The organism is Prochlorococcus marinus str. MIT 1214, assembly GCF_027359355.1.
Taxonomy (GTDB): Bacteria; Cyanobacteriota; Cyanobacteriia; order PCC-6307; family Cyanobiaceae; genus Prochlorococcus_B; species Prochlorococcus_B marinus_F.
Window position 1 is genome coordinate 504812 of sequence record NZ_CP114777.1, and the last position, 16601, is coordinate 521412.

Genomic DNA, 16601 nt, shown 5'->3' on the forward strand with positions numbered 1-16601 from the left:
TAATTGTTTTTATTTTGGCAACAATAGGATCTATTCTATGTCCTAGTTGTTTTTATCATTGAGATTGTTTCTTCTAGATCTAAACAAGGTTGAATAGTTATATCCATCAATTTTCTCCAAGGATACCATAGTTTCCATATCGTATCTAAAGAATCTGCCCTAACCACGCAGTGACCAGTACCATTCTGAATCATGAAAACCCATGAATGAACCTCATAGGTTTCTGGTCTATTCTCTACTCCTCCAGTTTCATACCATTTAACCAACATATCCCCACCTATTTCTTGATCTTCTCCATCATTAAATTCATAAGAGATCAAATAACGCTGCATAACAGAAGGGGAAGCAAACCAATATATCTACTTTGCATAGAGTTATACAAAATTCAATTAAATATCATCTTTCTAAAACTTAAAGCTAGCAACATTTGACCAGCAGATTTAAAGAAATATTTTTGTATTTTCATACCAATCAATTAGAATTTACAACTATTTATAATAGATTTCTTAATCAACTTATTATTAATGGGGGTTTCCCAACTTTTTACTTGCTTAACATCAGAATTTACTGGAAATTTACTAAATAATCTATTCTCACAATCAATAGCCATTAAAAAGGAATCACTGTTTACAATGGATTCATTATCTGGGTCTATCTCAGAGTATTTAGCAAGAACTGAAAGAAAGCCATTATTATTATATTTGATTGAATCAGGGTTTATAGATAGTAATTCATTATTTGTCTTAGATACTTCTAACCATTCGATTTCCTCCGCAAATAAATTATAAGAAGAAGAGAAGAAAATTAGAAAAATGATACAACTTAAGAGTAATCCCTGATGTATAAAATTTCGTATAGCAGTCATTATTTATAGCTATTTTTTTAATTATGCCTAATAGATTCAACTAATAAAAAAATATGAACTATAGCTTATCGTAAATATACATAAATTATCTTTTCTTAAACAGTTTAGGAATAAGTCTGGACTCATTCTCAACATAGATTAAATCAAAAACATGCGACCTAAAAATCATGCTTATTTTATTTCTAAGCACAATGGAATAAATCATTTTGATTTAAATACAAATCTCAGGGATTTACAATTACTTATAAAGCTGATTATATGAAAAGTGTTGCTCCATTTCTCTACCCAAAGAATAAAGAACTTCATTAACTATTTTTAGCTGCTTCTCCAATTCACTTCTCTTGAATTGCAGATCCACAAATCTTCTTTGCATCTCTGCTTGAGACCTTTTTACATAATCATCATTTTGATTAGATGGGTTTGTTGAAGATTTGTTTTCCATTGTTATAACATTTGTTTTTAGAGAAGAGAAGCTTTAAATCCTCTTCTACGCGTTCAGTAGTTCTTAACGTTAGTAGTGTTTCTATATCTGATTAAAAAGAAATACACGCCAACAGTAAATCCGTCTTAATGCGGGAGTATTAAGACCTCCGTTTTCTTACCTCAGTATTTACTAGGACAAGAAAACCCCTGGAAAAATTTGTCCGGTAATCGTATAAGCACCTATGCCAGAAATAATTCCAATCATTGCAGGCCAACCATTATATTTTTCTACTTCATCAGGATTAAAATTCGCAGAAAACAATTGGGTAATAATTTTTTTCATTAGTTATTAAGAAGTTAACTCAAGATTAATAAAAAATTACAACAACATAGCATTAATAGCTACATTAATTAGTTAGTAAAAGCTTTTACACCTATAAATAAATTAAATATCTACTTTAAAAAGGTATTCTTAAATACCATCATAAAGCAGAAGACTTGAACTTTGACTTGAAATACGTAGATTCTGGAAAGTCATTGATTAATGATTTAACCTTCTTGGTGATTTTATTACTAGAAATCAAAGCTAAGTCATAAGTAGACAAACCAATCTCATATTCAAAAGAAAATTGCTTAGCTATTGCCTTGGGTTTGGTAATGATAAATTTTGAAGTACCCATACAAATCAATTAATATATTATCAATAAAATCTAGATATAAAAACTTTCAAGGAAGATAAAGACACTTTAACAAGTGTTCATCAAAACAAAGTACTATAAAAATCCTCAAATGTTATTGATAAAGATTAAGAATTTCTTCCTCAAACAAAATAGTAGTAGAACTCAAGTTGAATTATCAGAAATCGCTTTTGTCTTTGATTTTTTTCGCTTTGGTTTTTGGAGCTTATAACCAAACTCAAGAAGTTGATGATAGGTCAATTTAGCTTGTAAAGCACTTAAAGATAGACGTTTCTCATCATCTTTTTGAAGAAAGATATTTCCTCTATTATTGTTATCAGTCTCTATAGTAATAAACTCTTTTCCTTTCTTAAGAATCCAAGGCTCTTCTAGGTATTTATCGTCGCCCTCCTTTACCTCCCATGGTACTGGTGCTGGCTTTTTCTTTAATGGCATTTTGAAAAATCACATACCATAATCTTAATTTTACATGCAAAACTTAAGATAATCCAGTTAAAGCTAATAATGCCAAAACGATTGTGATAATAACGAGTAACTAGTCCCTTAGAAGAAAAAATTTTGACACATTCTATGATTTCTTATTTAGATCTATCTTTTGCTTGCAAGCTATTAATTCAGAAGCAATGGGGTTAACTCTATTCTCATATTTTCTTGACCTATAGATTTGGAATTTACAAATTTCATCACCACTGAGAAAACAATCATCAATAAAATCATCAAGTACTCGTGATTGCATTTTAAAAACATAATAAAACAATTAATGCGTCATTAACGACAATAAACAAGTGCGTCTTAACACCTAATTTCTTGCTTATGGAACAATAAATTCATGACACTTGAATCAATCGAAAGGATCACCAGATATGAGCAAATTCTTCGAAATTAAATTCATCCATAAACAAACGAAGTTGGAAATTCATACTGTCCAAAAAAATATGTTGTAGTAGATAGAGATTTCAAATTCAAAATAGCAGTAGCATCCCGTATCGTTTTTAAAATCAGCAACATTTTTTCTGAATGAGGAAAAGCATTTAAGGATGATCTAGCTAATCAAGAAACAGCAGGAATAAAGTCTTTTATCAATGAGATCAATAACCTGAATCTCATATAGAAATGGTAATTCTTAAGACAGAACAATGTGATCCAGAGAGATACATGAAAGTGAATTTAGAGGTCGAAGCTTAAGGTCATATTCAAGGCAGTGAAGAATTTTCTAATTGCTTGGCATAACAAGCAAAATAATGCCTATCTAAAAATTAGTTACCGACTCTCCTCACTAACCAAAGACACCCAAAGTTCTTACCTTTGTAGTATTAGTTAGGTGTTGAGAAAAGAAAGGTAAGTATCTAAATATGATGATCTTTACGAGCATTAAGAACAAAATTCGTTTATAAGGTTCAAGATTAACCAAATGATTCATGCTTTACATACAGCATTGGAAATTCAAGCCTGATTACCACCAAAAAGGTGCAGAAAGATTTTTAGCCACAGGAGCTCCGTACGCAGGTGCAGAGATGCTTGGTAGATATCACGCTCCAGGTTCACTTGAAGGTTGGATAATTGTTAAAGCAGAAGATCCAAAAGCACTTTACGAGCATGCAGCTGAATGGGCTGAATTTCTAGATTGGGAAACTACTCCAGTATTTACAGATGAAGAAGCTGGTCCGATTTGCGCAAAAATCTACAGTTAAAAAAACCTGATTCATTAATCGTAAGTAATTGAGCTAAAAGGCGGCAAACATCAGTCTTTTAGCTCTTCTATTTAAGACTATTCAAAATTATTCTATTTAATGGAAAAAAGAACAGCATAAGTAAATAAAATCTCTGATACGTCGGCAAAAGGTAAGCTATTAAAAACTGTTGAACTCCTTGATGGTGCATAGGATTTTTATTTGTTTATAGCTAACTTAAGAAAAAAGAAGGCCTAATTAGGTAATGAGCAGATTAGATGATCTAAAAATCTTGCTTAATAGCTTTTTCAATAGGAGAGAATCTACGCGAAGAGAAATGAAGAGGGTTTTTCAATGGAGAAGGTATCTTGAATGGAAAGAGTTAACACCTGAAGAAAAGCTTTCAGCTAAAAGATTCTTATTAATTCCTATATTTACTTATCTCATAATTGGAATTTTTAATCAGAACTTTTCCTTGATTGTTCTTTTTCTAGTTGGATATGTTCTTTATAAAAAATTTGAAAAAGGTGATATTCTCAAAAAATAAAGAATGCACTATTAACCAATAAAAACCCCTTCCGTAATGACAGAGAAGGGGTTTTTTATCAGATTGAAAGTTAGTTTTAAACAATTCCTGGAATGATCCAGCCTGTTATTCCGTAGTTAATCACAGCGGCAAAGAAGCCCATCATTGCTAGACGGCCATTCATTTGCTCTGCTGTTTTCCAGTAGTTAGTTTCTTTGTTCATTACACCACACCTGGAATGATCTGACCGGTTGTTAGATATGCACCGATTAGTGCCCAGCATCCAACAAATGCTGCGTAACCATTCAGTCTTTCAGCAATTACTTTGCCTTCTTCGACTCTTGGAGTTTCTGTAGTTTGTTTTTTCATTAAACAATACCTGGAATAAGTTGACCGGTTGATAGGTAGATACCTGTTAGTAGAACGAATGCCATCATGGCTGGTCTGCCGATGCTTCTTTCTAGGATTGTTTTGTTAGATGGTTGCATTGTTATGGATAGTTATTGGTTTAGAAAATTCCAGGAATGATTTGACCTGTTGTGAAGTATGAAACTAAAAGACTGATCATTCCAATCATTGCCCAACGGCCATTTGTCTTTTCAGCTTCTTCTGGATAGCTGGTGTAGTCCTCAACAAGCTGGGGCTGTGTTTCACGGCCAAAGATGTTTTGCTTGCCGTACTCAGTGATTACCTGAGAAGAAGATGATGTCGTCATTACTGGAATTGCGTTGATGTGAACAAATGTAAAGTATGAATTTTCTAAATGGAAGATACGGTCGGGTACGGCTTCTTCTAATCCTTAATAACTTTAAGCCTCAAAAACTAAATACAGCAACTAATTAGAGCGATGTTAATCCAGTGATTAGATTAATTGATCATTCTGATAAGTATAAATAGCCCGACCTAGTTAGCACTACTTCAATCAATTTGTAGTTAAGACTTCATGCAAAGTTGGAAATACCTATGTTGATGAGGATGAACTTACTAGTGCAAACCTTCGAATGGAAGTAATACATGAGCGTAATGCTCACAAATTCCCATATGACCTAACAGCTCCTGATTTTGCTTCTATCGTTCTTATTACAACTGCAATCGGTAAAGCCATCAATTTGTTTTCAAGCCCTCTTTAGGAGTTCTTCAGGCCTTTATGGGTTTAGGAAAAGTTAAAGGAAAGCCACTAACAAGTTCATTGGAAGACCTCTAAAATGTCAAATCCTATTTCTATAAATCCATTCAAAACCTATTAAAACTTCATAAAAAAATGAATGTGTATTACCGCTTCTATTCATAGCTCACCAAAATGAATATACATAAATTCCTAATAATTGATTCTGCTTTAGTAATTGCCGCAATACCAATTATATTTTTGCTTCAAGGTGGCAAGAAAAAATATCCCCTTTTAAGAAATTCCAATAAAGAAAGACTTTTAAATAAGACCTCTACCAAACTCCCACAAAAAGAAAAGCTTATTGAACTTGAAAAACTTGCAAAGATTCAAGGTAGTGGAATTAAAATTGATTCGATTGTAGGTAATTGGAGGTTTATATCAGTGTGGAAAAAAGACATCGACGAAGAAGATCTGATTTTCAGTTCAATGCTTAAAATCTTCGCGGCAAACATTGAGTTCAAAAAGAATCCCCCTACAAATGGCTTAGCTAAATTCTCTGTTATCACGTCCATCAAACTAGGAATTTTAACCATTGAGTTTTCAGGCTCTGGTTTTTTAGAAGGGGACCAACCCTTGTTAACATACTTTTTTAATCTAATTGAACTCAAATTAGGTTCAAAGATTTTATTGAGCAGATCACTTAAAGAACAGGTAGACGAGGATAAGTCATTTTTTTCTTTGATTGCATTAGAAGAAGATGGTGAGTGGCTTTCAGCCAGAGTACAAGGAGGTGCCCTAGTGATTTGGTTGAAAGATTGAAATCAATTAATCAGTTTCTGCTTATATCGAATAAAGAGAGTAAATAGTCTTCACTAAGCTCACATGAACATATGAAGTATCTAAAGTTCATTCAAGATTGGAATTTAAGTTCATCAGGTTTTCAGGTCTTGTCAGATCAACCCTCACTTCTAAACGGGGAGTTATAGTAAGCCTTGTTAACGGTATATAAAGTATAGAGAGAAACAGCTATGCCCAAAAAACCAACGACTAGAATTGGGGAGAAAGATGGGAAAGCATAAGTAGGGATTGAAGTCATGATGAGATATAAATGACATGTGTGTTCTAAAGGATCTAGATATTATTTGGCAGGGGTTTGCACGAAAGTTAATCACGGTTATCCCTCTAATGATTCCAAGTGTATCTAGTTATTTAAAAATGATTGCTATTCCAATAAGTCACGGATTCTTTTTTAGGTTAGGAGGCATCCTAAAAAAGTGGTCAAAACATTATTAAACAAGCTCAAGCTTATAAACAATATCTTTGCAGTTGTTTTGCTTATCCCACTTCCTCGCAAATAGAGTATCAAGTATTTCTACCAAAGTATCTAAGCTTGTGAGGTTATGGAAGGAATGTGATTTATGGTAATTAATTTTGTTTAAGTCATAGTCAATAACGACCACATCACCATATTCGTTGACGAACTTTTTAATCGTTTCTTCGTAGTATTCAAAGGAACAATCAAATGTACATACAATAAAAAGTTATTCCATTTAATTAGACCCTGCTGTAACCAAACTTGCTTTCAAAAATTTTCAATGGCAATCCAGTTGCTTGCATGGCGGCTTTACATTGATGTCCGACTGTTCCATAGACCTCGACAGTGAAGTTATCTCCAAGTTCTGCATGTCCCTGTAAATATTCACCCACAGATGGATTTGCTAGATGAGCAAGGAAAGCATCGTCATTTTTATAAACTTCGGACCAAACAAAACGAAGAGGGTTCTCTGGATCTTGATCAAAAGTATGGTGCAACATTCCTGGTTCTGAATCTTCAACGGCCTTATCAGTTTTAGCTGCAAGTAATAAATATTCTTGAACTTTATCTGGCTTAACTTGAATACGAGCAAGAAGAAGGAAGGGGGTATCGGCTCCGAATGACATTAAGTTTTCTCCTTTAGAATTTACCATTATATATTTCTGGCAAGATTGTTGTATTAGGAGGACATCTCATCAGCCTTTTCTGACATAACCAATTAATTTTTAAGACTGTTCGGTCATTCAAGTTGAGGGCGTTAAAAACGAAAAGGATAAGAACAAACGGTTACTGTTGTAATGGATAAAGCAGGAGAACGATCACTGATTTATACGATATATTTCCATAATCAGAACATTTCCGCTACCAACCAAACAGCGTTAATAGTCAACTTTCTTTTTTATATGGACAAAATCTGTTTTCAATTGCAAAGATGTTTTATAAGCAACTACTTCGACTATGGATTCTTATACAAAGGATACGCATAGGTACGCTTTTGAGCTCGTTAAAGCCGCAAGATCAATGCCAGTCGATTTAGCCGAAAAGTTGCAACATATAAAACAATTGAGATTTAATTACCAACTAAAGACTTTAAGAAAAAGAATCAATAAAAGAATCACCTAAATAGAAGCTAATAGTCCATTTTATTGTTGTTGCCACTGGGATTTTTATGAAGTCCTTTCTTTAAATTGATCAGGTATTGGAAAATCTTCTCGTATTTGTTTTAAACGTTTTTTATAAATAGTTTCATAATCTGGATCCCGGCTTTTATAGGCGTTGTAATTTTGCCCTTCAAAATCTTCTTCTTTAATTAATTCTTCAACTTGCTTAATGAGGTCTCTATAGATATCTGCTCCTACAATCTGTTCTTTAGTAAGTTCGCTTCCATGAGAATCAGCGTATTGAATAATCCCTTTGTAAGTAAAAAGCCATTGCCTCCTTGCTAGTGGATCTAATGCGATAACTTCTTTGACTATAAAGCTTATACAAAGTTTGAACTTTACTTCTAAATCGTTAATTTCAATCACAAAGGAAGGAGCTTATCTTCCATAAATTGTAGATGGCTATTTTGGAATTCATTCATTCGGTTTGAATCCCTCAACAGGAATGGATTTGATTTTGGTATAAATTCAGTAATTTTGATTAATTTTTTTCTGCATCTCCGAATTACTCGCCAAAAAGAAAATCCCAAGTGCAGCAATAAATGGGAAAAAAGTTTTTTATTATTTTCATAAGTTTTTCCAGTAGAAATGATCTATTTAAACTTCAGAGAATTACTTATACAATAAGATCAAGCGTATAAACAATATCTTTGCAGTTATTTCATTGGTCGAACTCTTTAGCTTCATCGCTTTCTAATGAGGCTCCAAATTTATCCATATCGGTGATATGAATTAATTTATGAGCTTTATGGTCGTTTACTTTTACACACTCATAATTACTTACAAAATCCTTAACCAAGCAACAAAAGAAATTCTCAGTAATTTCCTTTTCAAATTCTTCAAAAGTACAGCTAAAGGTTGAATATTTAGGGTATTCATAAAAATGATCAGAAAAATAGTTAGCATTGCATTTTTTTATAGCTTTTCTGTAGGGATGGACATCTCTTTAGGTTCCTCTGACATATAAGGATATTTGATACTTTCAATCCTAATAGAGTATGACGCTCGGAAATTTAATTAGATTTTCATAGCTTCCTCAATAATAGAAATCTCTCTGGTGTTTCTTCTGTTAAGTCCACGCAGGTCTAATTGAAAGCGTATTACCTCCAATGCAAGCTTGTTAAATCGAAAGGTGGCTTGTACATATCCATGTGAGTAATCAGATTCAAAATATCCAAAACCTTTCAAGTCTTTTACAAGTAAATAACTATCAAAGATTTTGCTATACCATCTGATCAGCATACTGTTGTCCATAATATCAGCTATAGCTATACGAGATATAGTTTTAGTTCTAACAGCAAGGTAATCATTAAGGTCCTGGTAGATAGGTAAAAAGAATTTCATTAACCCTTTCTAGCTGATCTTTCTCAACTCATCTTCTTGCTCTAAGCAAAGTAATAAAAAGGGACCATATCAGTCACAAATAAATCAATAGAATTAACATTATTAGTTGGACTCTTATCTAAAACGCACTAACCTTAAAATTAAAAATTCACTAATAAACATCTTTAACCCTCTTTTTCTGTCAGCGATAACTTTAACAAGTGTTTTTATAATTCTTGAACCAGCAAAGTCTCAAGAAAAGCTAGAAGTTAGTTCATTAATTCAATCATCGAGGAGACTTAGCGGAGAGAATATCTCATATCCGAGATTGAAACAAGCTGTACTAAGACTTTTAAAAGTCAATATTCCAATCGGATTAAAGACTCCCTTACATATACATCCAGCACAGATGCTGGTTTATAAACAACAAGGAAAACTAAAATACTTAAGCGGTGAGACTATTAATATTTTAGCGCTGGAGAATGATTTATTGAAACAATAGTGCTTCCCCTCACTTTGTTTAGAGCGTAGAAAAAGACAGCAGTTCTTTTTATCAGTGTTTCATCTGCTATTGATCTACCTACAACAATTACTAAATAGTTAAATCCAGTTTTGATATCAAAAATCAAATCATATATTTATAAATCCTGAAACCAAGTAAGGAATATGAAAGCTGATCTTTATCTCATAACATATGTAATCTGTTTTCTCCATTTTAAGGCTATAAAAAATATAGGAAGCTAATCAGCTGCCACTAATTTATAGGACTATTGATCGATGGTTTCATTTGCTAGAGCAAGAACAAGATCATTGCTATCAAGGCTATGGCCTGTGTCAGAAAAGAACCTAAACAATCAAACAGTTGAGTCGCACAAGTCCAAAAAGCTGATTGAAGATATTGCCGAGCAAAACAAGTGCTTCTTTGAAACAAGCAAGAATGGTGGAATGTGGTTTTCTTAGAGCATTGACTTAAAAGCAGGGTGGAGACATCTCTCTGAATGATATTGACGGAATGATTAGGAGCTGAGATCAAGCTCTCCAAAAACAAGATAATAGTTTTAGTGAATATATTTAATTAGAATATAAAAATAGATAAAAAACTATTTGGCTGATTCATCAAATCAAGCAATGCATTGAAACTTGAAATATCGAATTCTTTAACAAGCAAATAAATTATTGAACATCAATTATTTATTTGCCTCTTCTTCAATGTATTTTTTAAGGGTATAGCCATGACAATCAAATGGATATTCTGCCCTAGTCATCTCGCTGGCCTGAGTCTTATCAGCATCATTACCTCTAAATTTTCGACAATCACATATAAAGTCCATCTTGGTTCCATCTTTATAATCTATCACTCTTGCATCTAGCCATTCTTTTGCTTGCTCTGGCATCTCATTACAAGCAATCCATGAACCCCAGAACAGTGCATCAAACATTTGTATTGCTTCTGCTCTTTTATTTGGCCCTGCCAAGTCCTCACAGAAATTACTTACTGGGCAGTCTTTTCTACTGATATAAAACTTTTTAGCTTGATTCTCATAACCTCTGACATATGTTTTTTTATTATTTACTGCGTCCAATGCAGCATTTAATTGATCTCCTCCAAATGTATTGGTTATTCTCGCTTTATCAATTGATATCTGACCAGTCAGATCCTTTTCACTTTTTGAAGTGACATCATCTCTTCTGACATCAAATTGTCCAAGCACTTCAATTTGTTCAGTCATCTAGGTGAATTATCTTCCATTAGATTGAATGATTTTATTCTAATTTATTCAAAACGATCTATGGCTTAAAGAAAAAAGTCCTTTTAATTATTAATTGATGTTTCTTCCCAATTATCTCGTTTTTTGAAAGAACGTTCCCATTTCTGATTTGGTACTCTAGTCCAATAAATTGATTGCTTAATTGATCCATTTGACAGACTCTTTTGGAAACTCTCTTTATTTTCCATTTCCTTTGCAATCCACCATCGACTTGTTTCCAGTCTTTTTGCCACATGAGGTAAGTTCCTCCTTCATGAACCCATTTAGCACATTCCCTTTTAGCTTCTATTTCATCAAAAGTGTCTGCATTCAGAGGAGGAAAAAGAATCAAAAATATTGCGAGCAATAATGAGCGTTTCATAAAACAATCATGATTTGAAAGTTCATATCTCAAATCAAATCATGTAATCGAACCCCAGATAAGAAAAAGAAGAGTTAGCAAAACCATATTTTATCTAGCTTCTAAACAAAAGTTAATTTGCTTCCGAAGGTTATATCAGATTAACTTCACAAATTTTCAGATGACTGTTGATGCTGCATTTCAACTAAAAAGCTATGACTAATTGATTTTCACACCATTACAGTTGAAGCCACAGCACTGAAGCTTGAAAAAGAGAGATAAAACAAAGCGATGTAAACTTGGCACAGCTTTATCTAGGCCATTAAAAAAAAATCAACAAAGAAATCAAAGTCATTGAGAGGTATTGCATCCAATGAATACAAAAGCTGTCAAATCAATAATTATTAAATTCTTTTATCTCGATTGAATTTTTGAAAATCCTAACCAAAAAAATTTTTCGTGGTGAATTTACCTAAACGGAACTTTAGATAAAATTTGTATAACGGATTCTTTATTGAAAGATTTTTTCCATAAAATATATCAAAATGTAAAATTATCAGCCTAAATAGATTTATTTTATTGTCTTGAACTAAATCTAAGCGATTACTGAAAAGCCAATTTGTAATGCACCCGCAAGGAGAAGCAATGAAGGAAGGTTCCAAAGAAGTAAAATTTTCAAAGCAGTTTTTTTATAAGTTGCAGCAGTCATTTTGATATTAAGAGGAAGTGTTTCAGAGAAATGCAAATCTATAACTCTGATGAAAACAAGATAAGAATGTATGTGGCTTGAGCGAGGTTCGGTCGGGGTAGGGCTAACCGTGGAATTAATTTATTTTATGAATTCGAAGAACTATTAGCCCTGCATCATGTAAATAAGGAAGCCAGAAAAAATCGTAAGCTTCCCAACTACAAAATAAGGAATAAACTTTTTGATTCTTGCTTCAGATATTGATTTAGTAGTTGAAGTCATATGAGACCTAAGCTCCCAAAAGTAAAACCAACTCCGCAGAAGAAGGCGAATTCAACTAAATCTCTGCATCCTGGTGGGATTGAATTTAAAACAACGTTAATTCGTTGAGCCATTTGACCTTGTACTCGCAGGTGAAGGTGGAAAGATACTACAAAAGTAAGAACAAATACTCAGACACGTGACAGTTCAAAGGTGGGGTTATCGAGAATTAGTTAAACTTATGATTCAGAATCTTTTTCACTTCAAAATAATTGAACAAACCAGCAAAGAAACTGCTCAAAAATAATTAACCATAGAGCAGCATCCTTTAAAAGCTCTTTCCCATTTTTTTTCATTAAAATAGCAAAACCTAATTAGCAATAGCTTGATAAACACAATCATGCAGATTAAAAGTTTAGTTCTTTCGACTTATAGGTAAGCAGTTATAACTCGATGAATAAATTATATATTTGTGGTAAGTCCTCAAAAGTCGGGAGGTCCTGTCTTCACTAGATTTCTTTAGCTAAATATTCAATATAATTTTTCAAAGTAAACCCATGAGAATCATCATTCCCTTTTACATAATCAATATCATCAATAAGATCTATATTATGTCCCGCCATTAGCTCCTTTACTCTGGCATTAAACCAATCCTTGAGGGGTTTCTCTATTGCATCTTTTTGATGTTGGGACCATAGATATGTATCAAAAGCTTGTACCGCATCCTCTCTGCTCCACTTTGGTAGATCAAGAAAATGATTTTTGACAGGACAATCTTTCCTATTGATGTAATGCTTTTTTGCAGTCTTAGACATTCCTCTTATGTACCGTTCTCCTGAATGTATATTTTTAACTAACAACTGACCTGCCGTATTTTCATCTTTAACTTGAATCTCTCTCCTAAGATCCTTTTGGCCTAAAACTTGTATTGGATCCATAACTAGTTGTCTTTTTTAAGACCACTGAATTTAGACCGAAAATTATTGAATACATTTTTCCAGTAATTTATAACAGAATCTGGAATAGGTTTATTTAAGGGCATTTGGTAAATAAAGATTCAAACATTATTTTTAGCCGCAATTCACGCTTAGACAGAATTTGTTTCACTTCCTCACCTTGAACAAATTTGATTTCACCTGAATAAACGTTTGCGACTTGAAAAAGTGAAGTGGCATCTGGATCTCTTGCACCTCCAACAAATGAGAGAACTTTAGCAATCTCATCTTCTCCAACAAGAACAGTATCTCCAGGTTTAACTTTAAGAAATTCAGGCTCATTAATCTTTATCATTTTTGCCGTTTCTGATTAATGGGTTTTTTGGAAAAAAGAACGTGACTAATCGACCAAAGAAAAAACTTCCTAATAAAACGAAACCACCACCGCCAACATAAAGAAGTAAGTCAACTTGTGTAGAGGATGCGAGGATTGGATTCATTCTTTTTTTTATTTCCTTGCGATTAAAACAAAAGATAGTGCTCCTGATACAAGAACAATATCAATAAGCAAGTGATAGTTCATATCCATACTTATTTAAGAAAAGGGAGAAATTTGCTAAAGGTTTCAGGAAATGATCCAACAATCAGAGCCAACACACCAACTAAAACAGACAAAATCGCAGCATTTACTAAAAGATCTTTCCAGTTGTATTTCATAACCGATTGTATTGCCTTTGCTATTGAATTTTTGTGGGCTTAAAGACCAGTTGCACCTACTTAGAAATCATGCCTCACTGTCTAACTCACCCTAAATTGTGCAAGCAATAGTGATTTCTTAAAGCAAGAACCGATGATGATCCCCCATGCCATCAAGTGGGTAGTCATTTTCAAACTGTTCAACAACTTTAGTTGAAACATTAAATTTACTAATTAAGTTAGAGATCCTTTTGTTAATCAAACGAGAAATGAAAGCCATAAAACTTTTCAAGTTGTGCTCGTTATAACGACAGGCCACATACTTTCAAGTGATTAATACGGAAAAGAAGTTTTATTTAGGTACAACAAAAATAAAATTAAGTTTTTGCAACCACTGTTATGCATGGCCTATTTGCAAGACGAGGTTTATATATATGTGAACGAGCTTCGGCAATCTTTCGTAATTTACTTTTTCGCTCTTTCTTTATATTACTTACTCGATGCATCGCTTCTAGAGGAAGAGCTGGAGGAAGCTATCCAGCAGGTGGGAATCCAACTTTTCTTGGTCACCCAGGGATATTCACTTGTGATGGTACTTCTGGCCAATATGGAGAATTCTATTGCGAGACAAGTGAACACCCCAACATGTGTGATTCTTGGGGAATTGTCTATGACTTAATTAATTGATAACCTTTCACCAGATTATATAGCCCCCAACAAAAAGCTCCAAGCACAAGGCCATAAAAAACAAATGGAACAATTGGATTCTTATACAAAAAAGACCTAACTTTTTTTTGAATATTTTCTTTATCAAGTATGGGCAACTTTAACTCAACTGGTTTTTCTCTTGGAGGTAGTCCCAATTCTTTTCTTCTTTTAGCTTCTCCCATAAAAAAAGAGGACGTAATCCTCTAAAGATAAATCGGAGTTGGTCTTTGGCTTGAAAAGTTTTAGACGGTTTAATAAAAAAAAATCATTCATTAAGTATGACTGAAAAAGTAGACCCCAAAGAATATGAAGCAGCATGGGAATCTGTTTTAGATTGCGTGGATGGGATGAAAGAAGAGTTCAGTTGGTCAAAAGATGTAATTGCCAAGATGCTTAGAGAACTTGCTGAAAAAGTAGAAAGCGAAGAGGGTTAAAAAAAAACTATGATCATTTCATCAAGTTAATGACCTAACTTTACTAGCAACTGGTAGCTCAGGTCTAAGAAGTAAAAGACCTCCTCTAAAAAGGAGGTTTTTTTGCGGATGTTGCTCAGGTTACTGATATGAATTGACGATTTCTTTGATTTTCGAATCAAGAACCAAACCTATTTCTCCAGTATCAAAATTTATTCGTATTAATGAATCGCATAGATTTTTAGAGACACCAAGTCTTTTTAACTAGCAAATTTGATACATGCGAAATACATTATGTGAATACCCTCTAAGTAAAACTAATAATTAATTCTAGAAAGGGATAATTAAATTTATTCTAAGCAAATGAGACAGGAGTTTAATCATCAGGAGATAGCGAGAAATTTAGCAAAGGCTATGGCAGACAAAGCAAATGAGAAGGAACTTAGACGGTTGTACGAAGAGACAATGTTTCAGCAGTTCATCTCAATGGAAAAAAGTGAATTATCTGAGCTTTTATGGCATGGGTAATCAAACTCACACACTTAAATTTTAGAATTTCAAAAAAACCTAGTATTCACAAATCATGCAATATCTTTTTGGTCTAACTCTTTCAGAAATGGGAATAAATCCTATATTAGTTGCAATAATAATTACCTCTAGCTTTTTGTTTATCGTTGCCTTTGGTCTTAGTTCAAAGAATATGGATAGTGATGGAATTATGAATTGGATGATGAAAAAGCCTGAAGACTGGATAGGAAATAAAAAGTCATAACGCATCATTCAAACTTTCATGTTCTATTTCCTTTAACTTTAGGTTGATATCTTTCAATCTATTTTCAGCCATTGATATATATTCTTCTGCAGCGTATCTACCTTCAAAGGTTTTAGTTTCTCCTTGAAGAAAATCCTTATACATTCTTATATCCCTCTGCCATTGATTTCTGGCCTCAATTTAAGATTTATATTGACTACACATTTTAGATATTTTTAAATTAATTTAATTGACCTTAGAAAGAACAAGACATGAAACAAATGAAATTATGTTTGCACTCAAACGACCCATAGGAGTTGAGATTAAAAAAGATCTTTCAAAATTCCTAACTAAATCTAATCTTGACTGCTTGATAGTTTTTTCACCTCTGGTATTCAAAATGTTTTCAATTATTTCATGCATTTCCTCATGCATGTGGTGTGAGTTGTAAATACTCCAATATCTATCTAAAGCATGAAGCTTGCTATTACTAAAACATTCCGCTCGACTCTTAAAGAAGATAAAATCAGTAGAGGACAAGAACATATATATCCTAGGCTTGAAAAATATGTTTTTCATTTTCGCTCCTATAGGCAAAAACAGTCTAGAAGAAATGAAACAATGTCTTGTTTCTTATTTACATTCAGGCTTATAAAGTGTTTAATTTAAGGAAATCAGAGCGAATTGTATTTAAATTAGTTGCATATCATATCGAAGATTTATTCAACCATCCTTCAACTTCATTTTTATAGCCATACCAATCTTTACCAAAATCTTTTCAATGTGCTGTTTCTTTCATCACTACTTTCCATGTGCCAATTAATAATGCTGATTCTTTAGGGACTAGTCGAACGCCTATCTACATATCAACATCATAGTAGAAAATCGCGTTAAGTAATTGTCATTTCTAAATTAAAAGCAATTAAATTTTAGATTATTAGTTGCATCGCAA

The 16601-nt window shown here is 33.0% G+C and carries 32 protein-coding genes; 10 read left to right on the plus strand and 22 right to left on the minus strand.

The window, feature by feature from the left end; translation table 11 throughout:
• Positions 1–35: 35 nt before the first annotated feature.
• The 6 genes from O5639_RS03115 to O5639_RS03140 form a co-directional block, all read right to left on the minus strand.
• On the minus strand, positions 36–332 hold the full coding sequence (locus O5639_RS03115) for a DUF3303 domain-containing protein (protein WP_269625033.1): 297 nt from the start codon (positions 330–332) through the stop codon (positions 36–38).
• 143 nt (positions 333–475) lie between these two features.
• A complete protein-coding gene (locus O5639_RS03120; RefSeq protein ID WP_269625034.1) occupies positions 476–865 on the minus strand; it encodes a hypothetical protein in 390 nt (129 codons plus the stop codon).
• A 238-nt stretch (positions 866–1103) separates the two neighbouring features.
• A complete protein-coding gene (locus tag O5639_RS03125) occupies positions 1104–1307 on the minus strand; it encodes a hypothetical protein (RefSeq protein ID WP_269625035.1) in 204 nt (67 codons plus the stop codon).
• A gap of 171 nt (positions 1308–1478) precedes the next feature.
• Entirely contained in the window at positions 1479–1610 is a 132-nt protein-coding gene (locus tag O5639_RS03130; RefSeq protein WP_269625036.1) for a hypothetical protein, read from the minus strand.
• A 160-nt stretch (positions 1611–1770) separates the two neighbouring features.
• Complete coding sequence (locus O5639_RS03135) at positions 1771–1968, minus strand: hypothetical protein (RefSeq protein WP_269625037.1); 198 nt, start codon at positions 1966–1968, stop codon at positions 1771–1773.
• Between the two features lie 162 nt (positions 1969–2130).
• Positions 2131–2421: a cytochrome oxidase gene (locus O5639_RS03140; RefSeq protein WP_269625038.1), complete on the minus strand. Its 291-nt coding sequence runs from the start codon at positions 2419–2421 to the stop codon at positions 2131–2133.
• Positions 2422–3404: 983 nt separating this feature from the next.
• Between O5639_RS03140 and O5639_RS03145 the strand changes: the two genes are divergently transcribed.
• Together O5639_RS03145 and O5639_RS03150 are read left to right on the plus strand one after the other, a co-directional pair.
• Positions 3405–3677 carry a DUF3303 domain-containing protein gene (locus O5639_RS03145; protein WP_269625039.1) on the plus strand — a complete coding sequence of 91 codons (273 nt, stop codon included), beginning with the start codon at positions 3405–3407 and terminating at the stop codon, positions 3675–3677.
• Positions 3678–3921: 244 nt separating this feature from the next.
• Positions 3922–4203, plus strand: coding sequence for a hypothetical protein (locus O5639_RS03150; RefSeq protein ID WP_269625040.1), 282 nt, complete (start codon positions 3922–3924; stop codon positions 4201–4203).
• A 76-nt stretch (positions 4204–4279) separates the two neighbouring features.
• Here O5639_RS03150 and O5639_RS03155 read toward each other — a convergent pair whose 3' ends face one another.
• From O5639_RS03155 to O5639_RS03170, 4 genes are read right to left on the minus strand one after another with little or no spacing between them, the layout of a single operon-like run.
• Positions 4280–4405, minus strand: coding sequence for a chlorophyll a/b-binding protein (locus O5639_RS03155; RefSeq protein WP_011294605.1), 126 nt, complete (start codon positions 4403–4405; stop codon positions 4280–4282).
• On the minus strand, positions 4405–4551 hold the full coding sequence (locus O5639_RS03160) for a high light inducible protein (protein WP_038653026.1): 147 nt from the start codon (positions 4549–4551) through the stop codon (positions 4405–4407). The genes O5639_RS03155 and O5639_RS03160 overlap by 1 nt, the downstream gene beginning before the upstream one ends.
• Positions 4551–4670 carry a high light inducible protein gene (locus tag O5639_RS03165; RefSeq protein ID WP_269624972.1) on the minus strand — a complete coding sequence of 40 codons (120 nt, stop codon included), beginning with the start codon at positions 4668–4670 and terminating at the stop codon, positions 4551–4553. The genes O5639_RS03160 and O5639_RS03165 overlap by 1 nt, the downstream gene beginning before the upstream one ends.
• 20 nt (positions 4671–4690) lie before the next feature.
• Positions 4691–4897 (minus strand): high light inducible protein, encoded by a 207-nt coding sequence (locus tag O5639_RS03170; RefSeq protein ID WP_269624973.1) that lies wholly within the window; start codon positions 4895–4897, stop codon positions 4691–4693.
• Positions 4898–5183: 286 nt separating this feature from the next.
• Here O5639_RS03170 and O5639_RS03175 point away from each other — a divergent pair, with 286 nt between their 5' ends.
• Together O5639_RS03175 and O5639_RS03180 are read left to right on the plus strand one after the other, a co-directional pair.
• Positions 5184–5312: a hypothetical protein gene (locus tag O5639_RS03175; RefSeq protein ID WP_269625041.1), complete on the plus strand. Its 129-nt coding sequence runs from the start codon at positions 5184–5186 to the stop codon at positions 5310–5312.
• Between the two features lie 170 nt (positions 5313–5482).
• The gene (locus O5639_RS03180) at positions 5483–6109 is read left to right on the plus strand and encodes a hypothetical protein (protein WP_269625042.1); all 627 of its coding nucleotides are present in this window, start codon (positions 5483–5485) and stop codon (positions 6107–6109) included.
• A 735-nt stretch (positions 6110–6844) separates the two neighbouring features.
• Here O5639_RS03180 and O5639_RS03185 read toward each other — a convergent pair.
• The 3 genes from O5639_RS03185 to O5639_RS03195 all read right to left on the minus strand — a co-directional run bounded on the left by O5639_RS03185 (position 6845) and on the right by O5639_RS03195 (position 9019).
• Positions 6845–7231, minus strand: coding sequence for a putative quinol monooxygenase (locus O5639_RS03185; protein WP_269625509.1), 387 nt, complete (start codon positions 7229–7231; stop codon positions 6845–6847).
• A 540-nt stretch (positions 7232–7771) separates the two neighbouring features.
• A complete protein-coding gene (locus O5639_RS03190; RefSeq protein ID WP_269625043.1) occupies positions 7772–8131 on the minus strand; it encodes a hypothetical protein in 360 nt (119 codons plus the stop codon).
• Between the two features lie 651 nt (positions 8132–8782).
• A complete protein-coding gene (locus tag O5639_RS03195; protein ID WP_269625044.1) occupies positions 8783–9019 on the minus strand; it encodes a hypothetical protein in 237 nt (78 codons plus the stop codon).
• 196 nt (positions 9020–9215) lie between these two features.
• Here O5639_RS03195 and O5639_RS03200 point away from each other — a divergent pair, with 196 nt between their 5' ends.
• Both O5639_RS03200 and O5639_RS03205 read left to right on the plus strand, forming a co-directional pair.
• Positions 9216–9590 carry a cupin domain-containing protein gene (locus tag O5639_RS03200; RefSeq protein WP_269625045.1) on the plus strand — a complete coding sequence of 125 codons (375 nt, stop codon included), beginning with the start codon at positions 9216–9218 and terminating at the stop codon, positions 9588–9590.
• 275 nt (positions 9591–9865) lie between these two features.
• Positions 9866–10048, plus strand: coding sequence for a hypothetical protein (locus O5639_RS03205; protein ID WP_269625046.1), 183 nt, complete (start codon positions 9866–9868; stop codon positions 10046–10048).
• A 227-nt stretch (positions 10049–10275) separates the two neighbouring features.
• Here O5639_RS03205 and O5639_RS03210 read toward each other — a convergent pair whose 3' ends face one another.
• From O5639_RS03210 to O5639_RS03235, 6 genes are all read right to left on the minus strand, one after another.
• A complete protein-coding gene (locus O5639_RS03210; protein ID WP_269625047.1) occupies positions 10276–10818 on the minus strand; it encodes a hypothetical protein in 543 nt (180 codons plus the stop codon).
• A gap of 58 nt (positions 10819–10876) precedes the next feature.
• Positions 10877–11218, minus strand: coding sequence for a hypothetical protein (locus O5639_RS03215; protein ID WP_269625048.1), 342 nt, complete (start codon positions 11216–11218; stop codon positions 10877–10879).
• A gap of 1437 nt (positions 11219–12655) precedes the next feature.
• The gene (locus tag O5639_RS03220; RefSeq protein ID WP_269625049.1) at positions 12656–13084 is read right to left on the minus strand and encodes a hypothetical protein; all 429 of its coding nucleotides are present in this window, start codon (positions 13082–13084) and stop codon (positions 12656–12658) included.
• Between the two features lie 94 nt (positions 13085–13178).
• Positions 13179–13436, minus strand: coding sequence for a DUF3104 domain-containing protein (locus O5639_RS03225; protein ID WP_269625050.1), 258 nt, complete (start codon positions 13434–13436; stop codon positions 13179–13181).
• Positions 13423–13581 (minus strand): hypothetical protein, encoded by a 159-nt coding sequence (locus tag O5639_RS03230; protein WP_269625051.1) that lies wholly within the window; start codon positions 13579–13581, stop codon positions 13423–13425. The genes O5639_RS03225 and O5639_RS03230 overlap by 14 nt, the downstream gene beginning before the upstream one ends.
• A gap of 91 nt (positions 13582–13672) precedes the next feature.
• On the minus strand, positions 13673–13798 hold the full coding sequence (locus O5639_RS03235) for a hypothetical protein (RefSeq protein ID WP_269625052.1): 126 nt from the start codon (positions 13796–13798) through the stop codon (positions 13673–13675).
• Positions 13799–14176: 378 nt separating this feature from the next.
• On the opposite strand from O5639_RS03235, the gene O5639_RS03240 reads away from it, so the two are divergent.
• Positions 14177–14464 (plus strand): hypothetical protein, encoded by a 288-nt coding sequence (locus tag O5639_RS03240; protein WP_269625053.1) that lies wholly within the window; start codon positions 14177–14179, stop codon positions 14462–14464.
• Here the strand turns inward: O5639_RS03240 and O5639_RS03245 are convergent.
• The gene (locus tag O5639_RS03245; protein WP_269625054.1) at positions 14446–14667 is read right to left on the minus strand and encodes a DUF2839 domain-containing protein; all 222 of its coding nucleotides are present in this window, start codon (positions 14665–14667) and stop codon (positions 14446–14448) included. The two genes, O5639_RS03240 and O5639_RS03245, sit on opposite strands and share 19 nt — an antisense overlap.
• A gap of 96 nt (positions 14668–14763) precedes the next feature.
• Here O5639_RS03245 and O5639_RS03250 point away from each other — a divergent pair, with 96 nt between their 5' ends.
• The 3 genes from O5639_RS03250 (at position 14764) to O5639_RS03260 (ending at position 15670) form a co-directional block, all read left to right on the plus strand.
• Positions 14764–14919 (plus strand): hypothetical protein, encoded by a 156-nt coding sequence (locus O5639_RS03250; RefSeq protein WP_011294667.1) that lies wholly within the window; start codon positions 14764–14766, stop codon positions 14917–14919.
• Positions 14920–15261: 342 nt separating this feature from the next.
• A complete protein-coding gene (locus O5639_RS03255; protein ID WP_269625055.1) occupies positions 15262–15426 on the plus strand; it encodes a hypothetical protein in 165 nt (54 codons plus the stop codon).
• Positions 15427–15481: 55 nt separating this feature from the next.
• Positions 15482–15670, plus strand: coding sequence for a hypothetical protein (locus tag O5639_RS03260; protein WP_269625056.1), 189 nt, complete (start codon positions 15482–15484; stop codon positions 15668–15670).
• Here O5639_RS03260 and O5639_RS03265 read toward each other — a convergent pair.
• Complete coding sequence (locus tag O5639_RS03265) at positions 15665–15814, minus strand: hypothetical protein (protein WP_269625057.1); 150 nt, start codon at positions 15812–15814, stop codon at positions 15665–15667. The two genes, O5639_RS03260 and O5639_RS03265, sit on opposite strands and share 6 nt — an antisense overlap.
• Positions 15815–15895: 81 nt before the next feature.
• The gene (locus O5639_RS03270) at positions 15896–16228 is read right to left on the minus strand and encodes a hypothetical protein (RefSeq protein WP_269625058.1); all 333 of its coding nucleotides are present in this window, start codon (positions 16226–16228) and stop codon (positions 15896–15898) included.
• Positions 16229–16601: the final 373 nt, after the last annotated feature.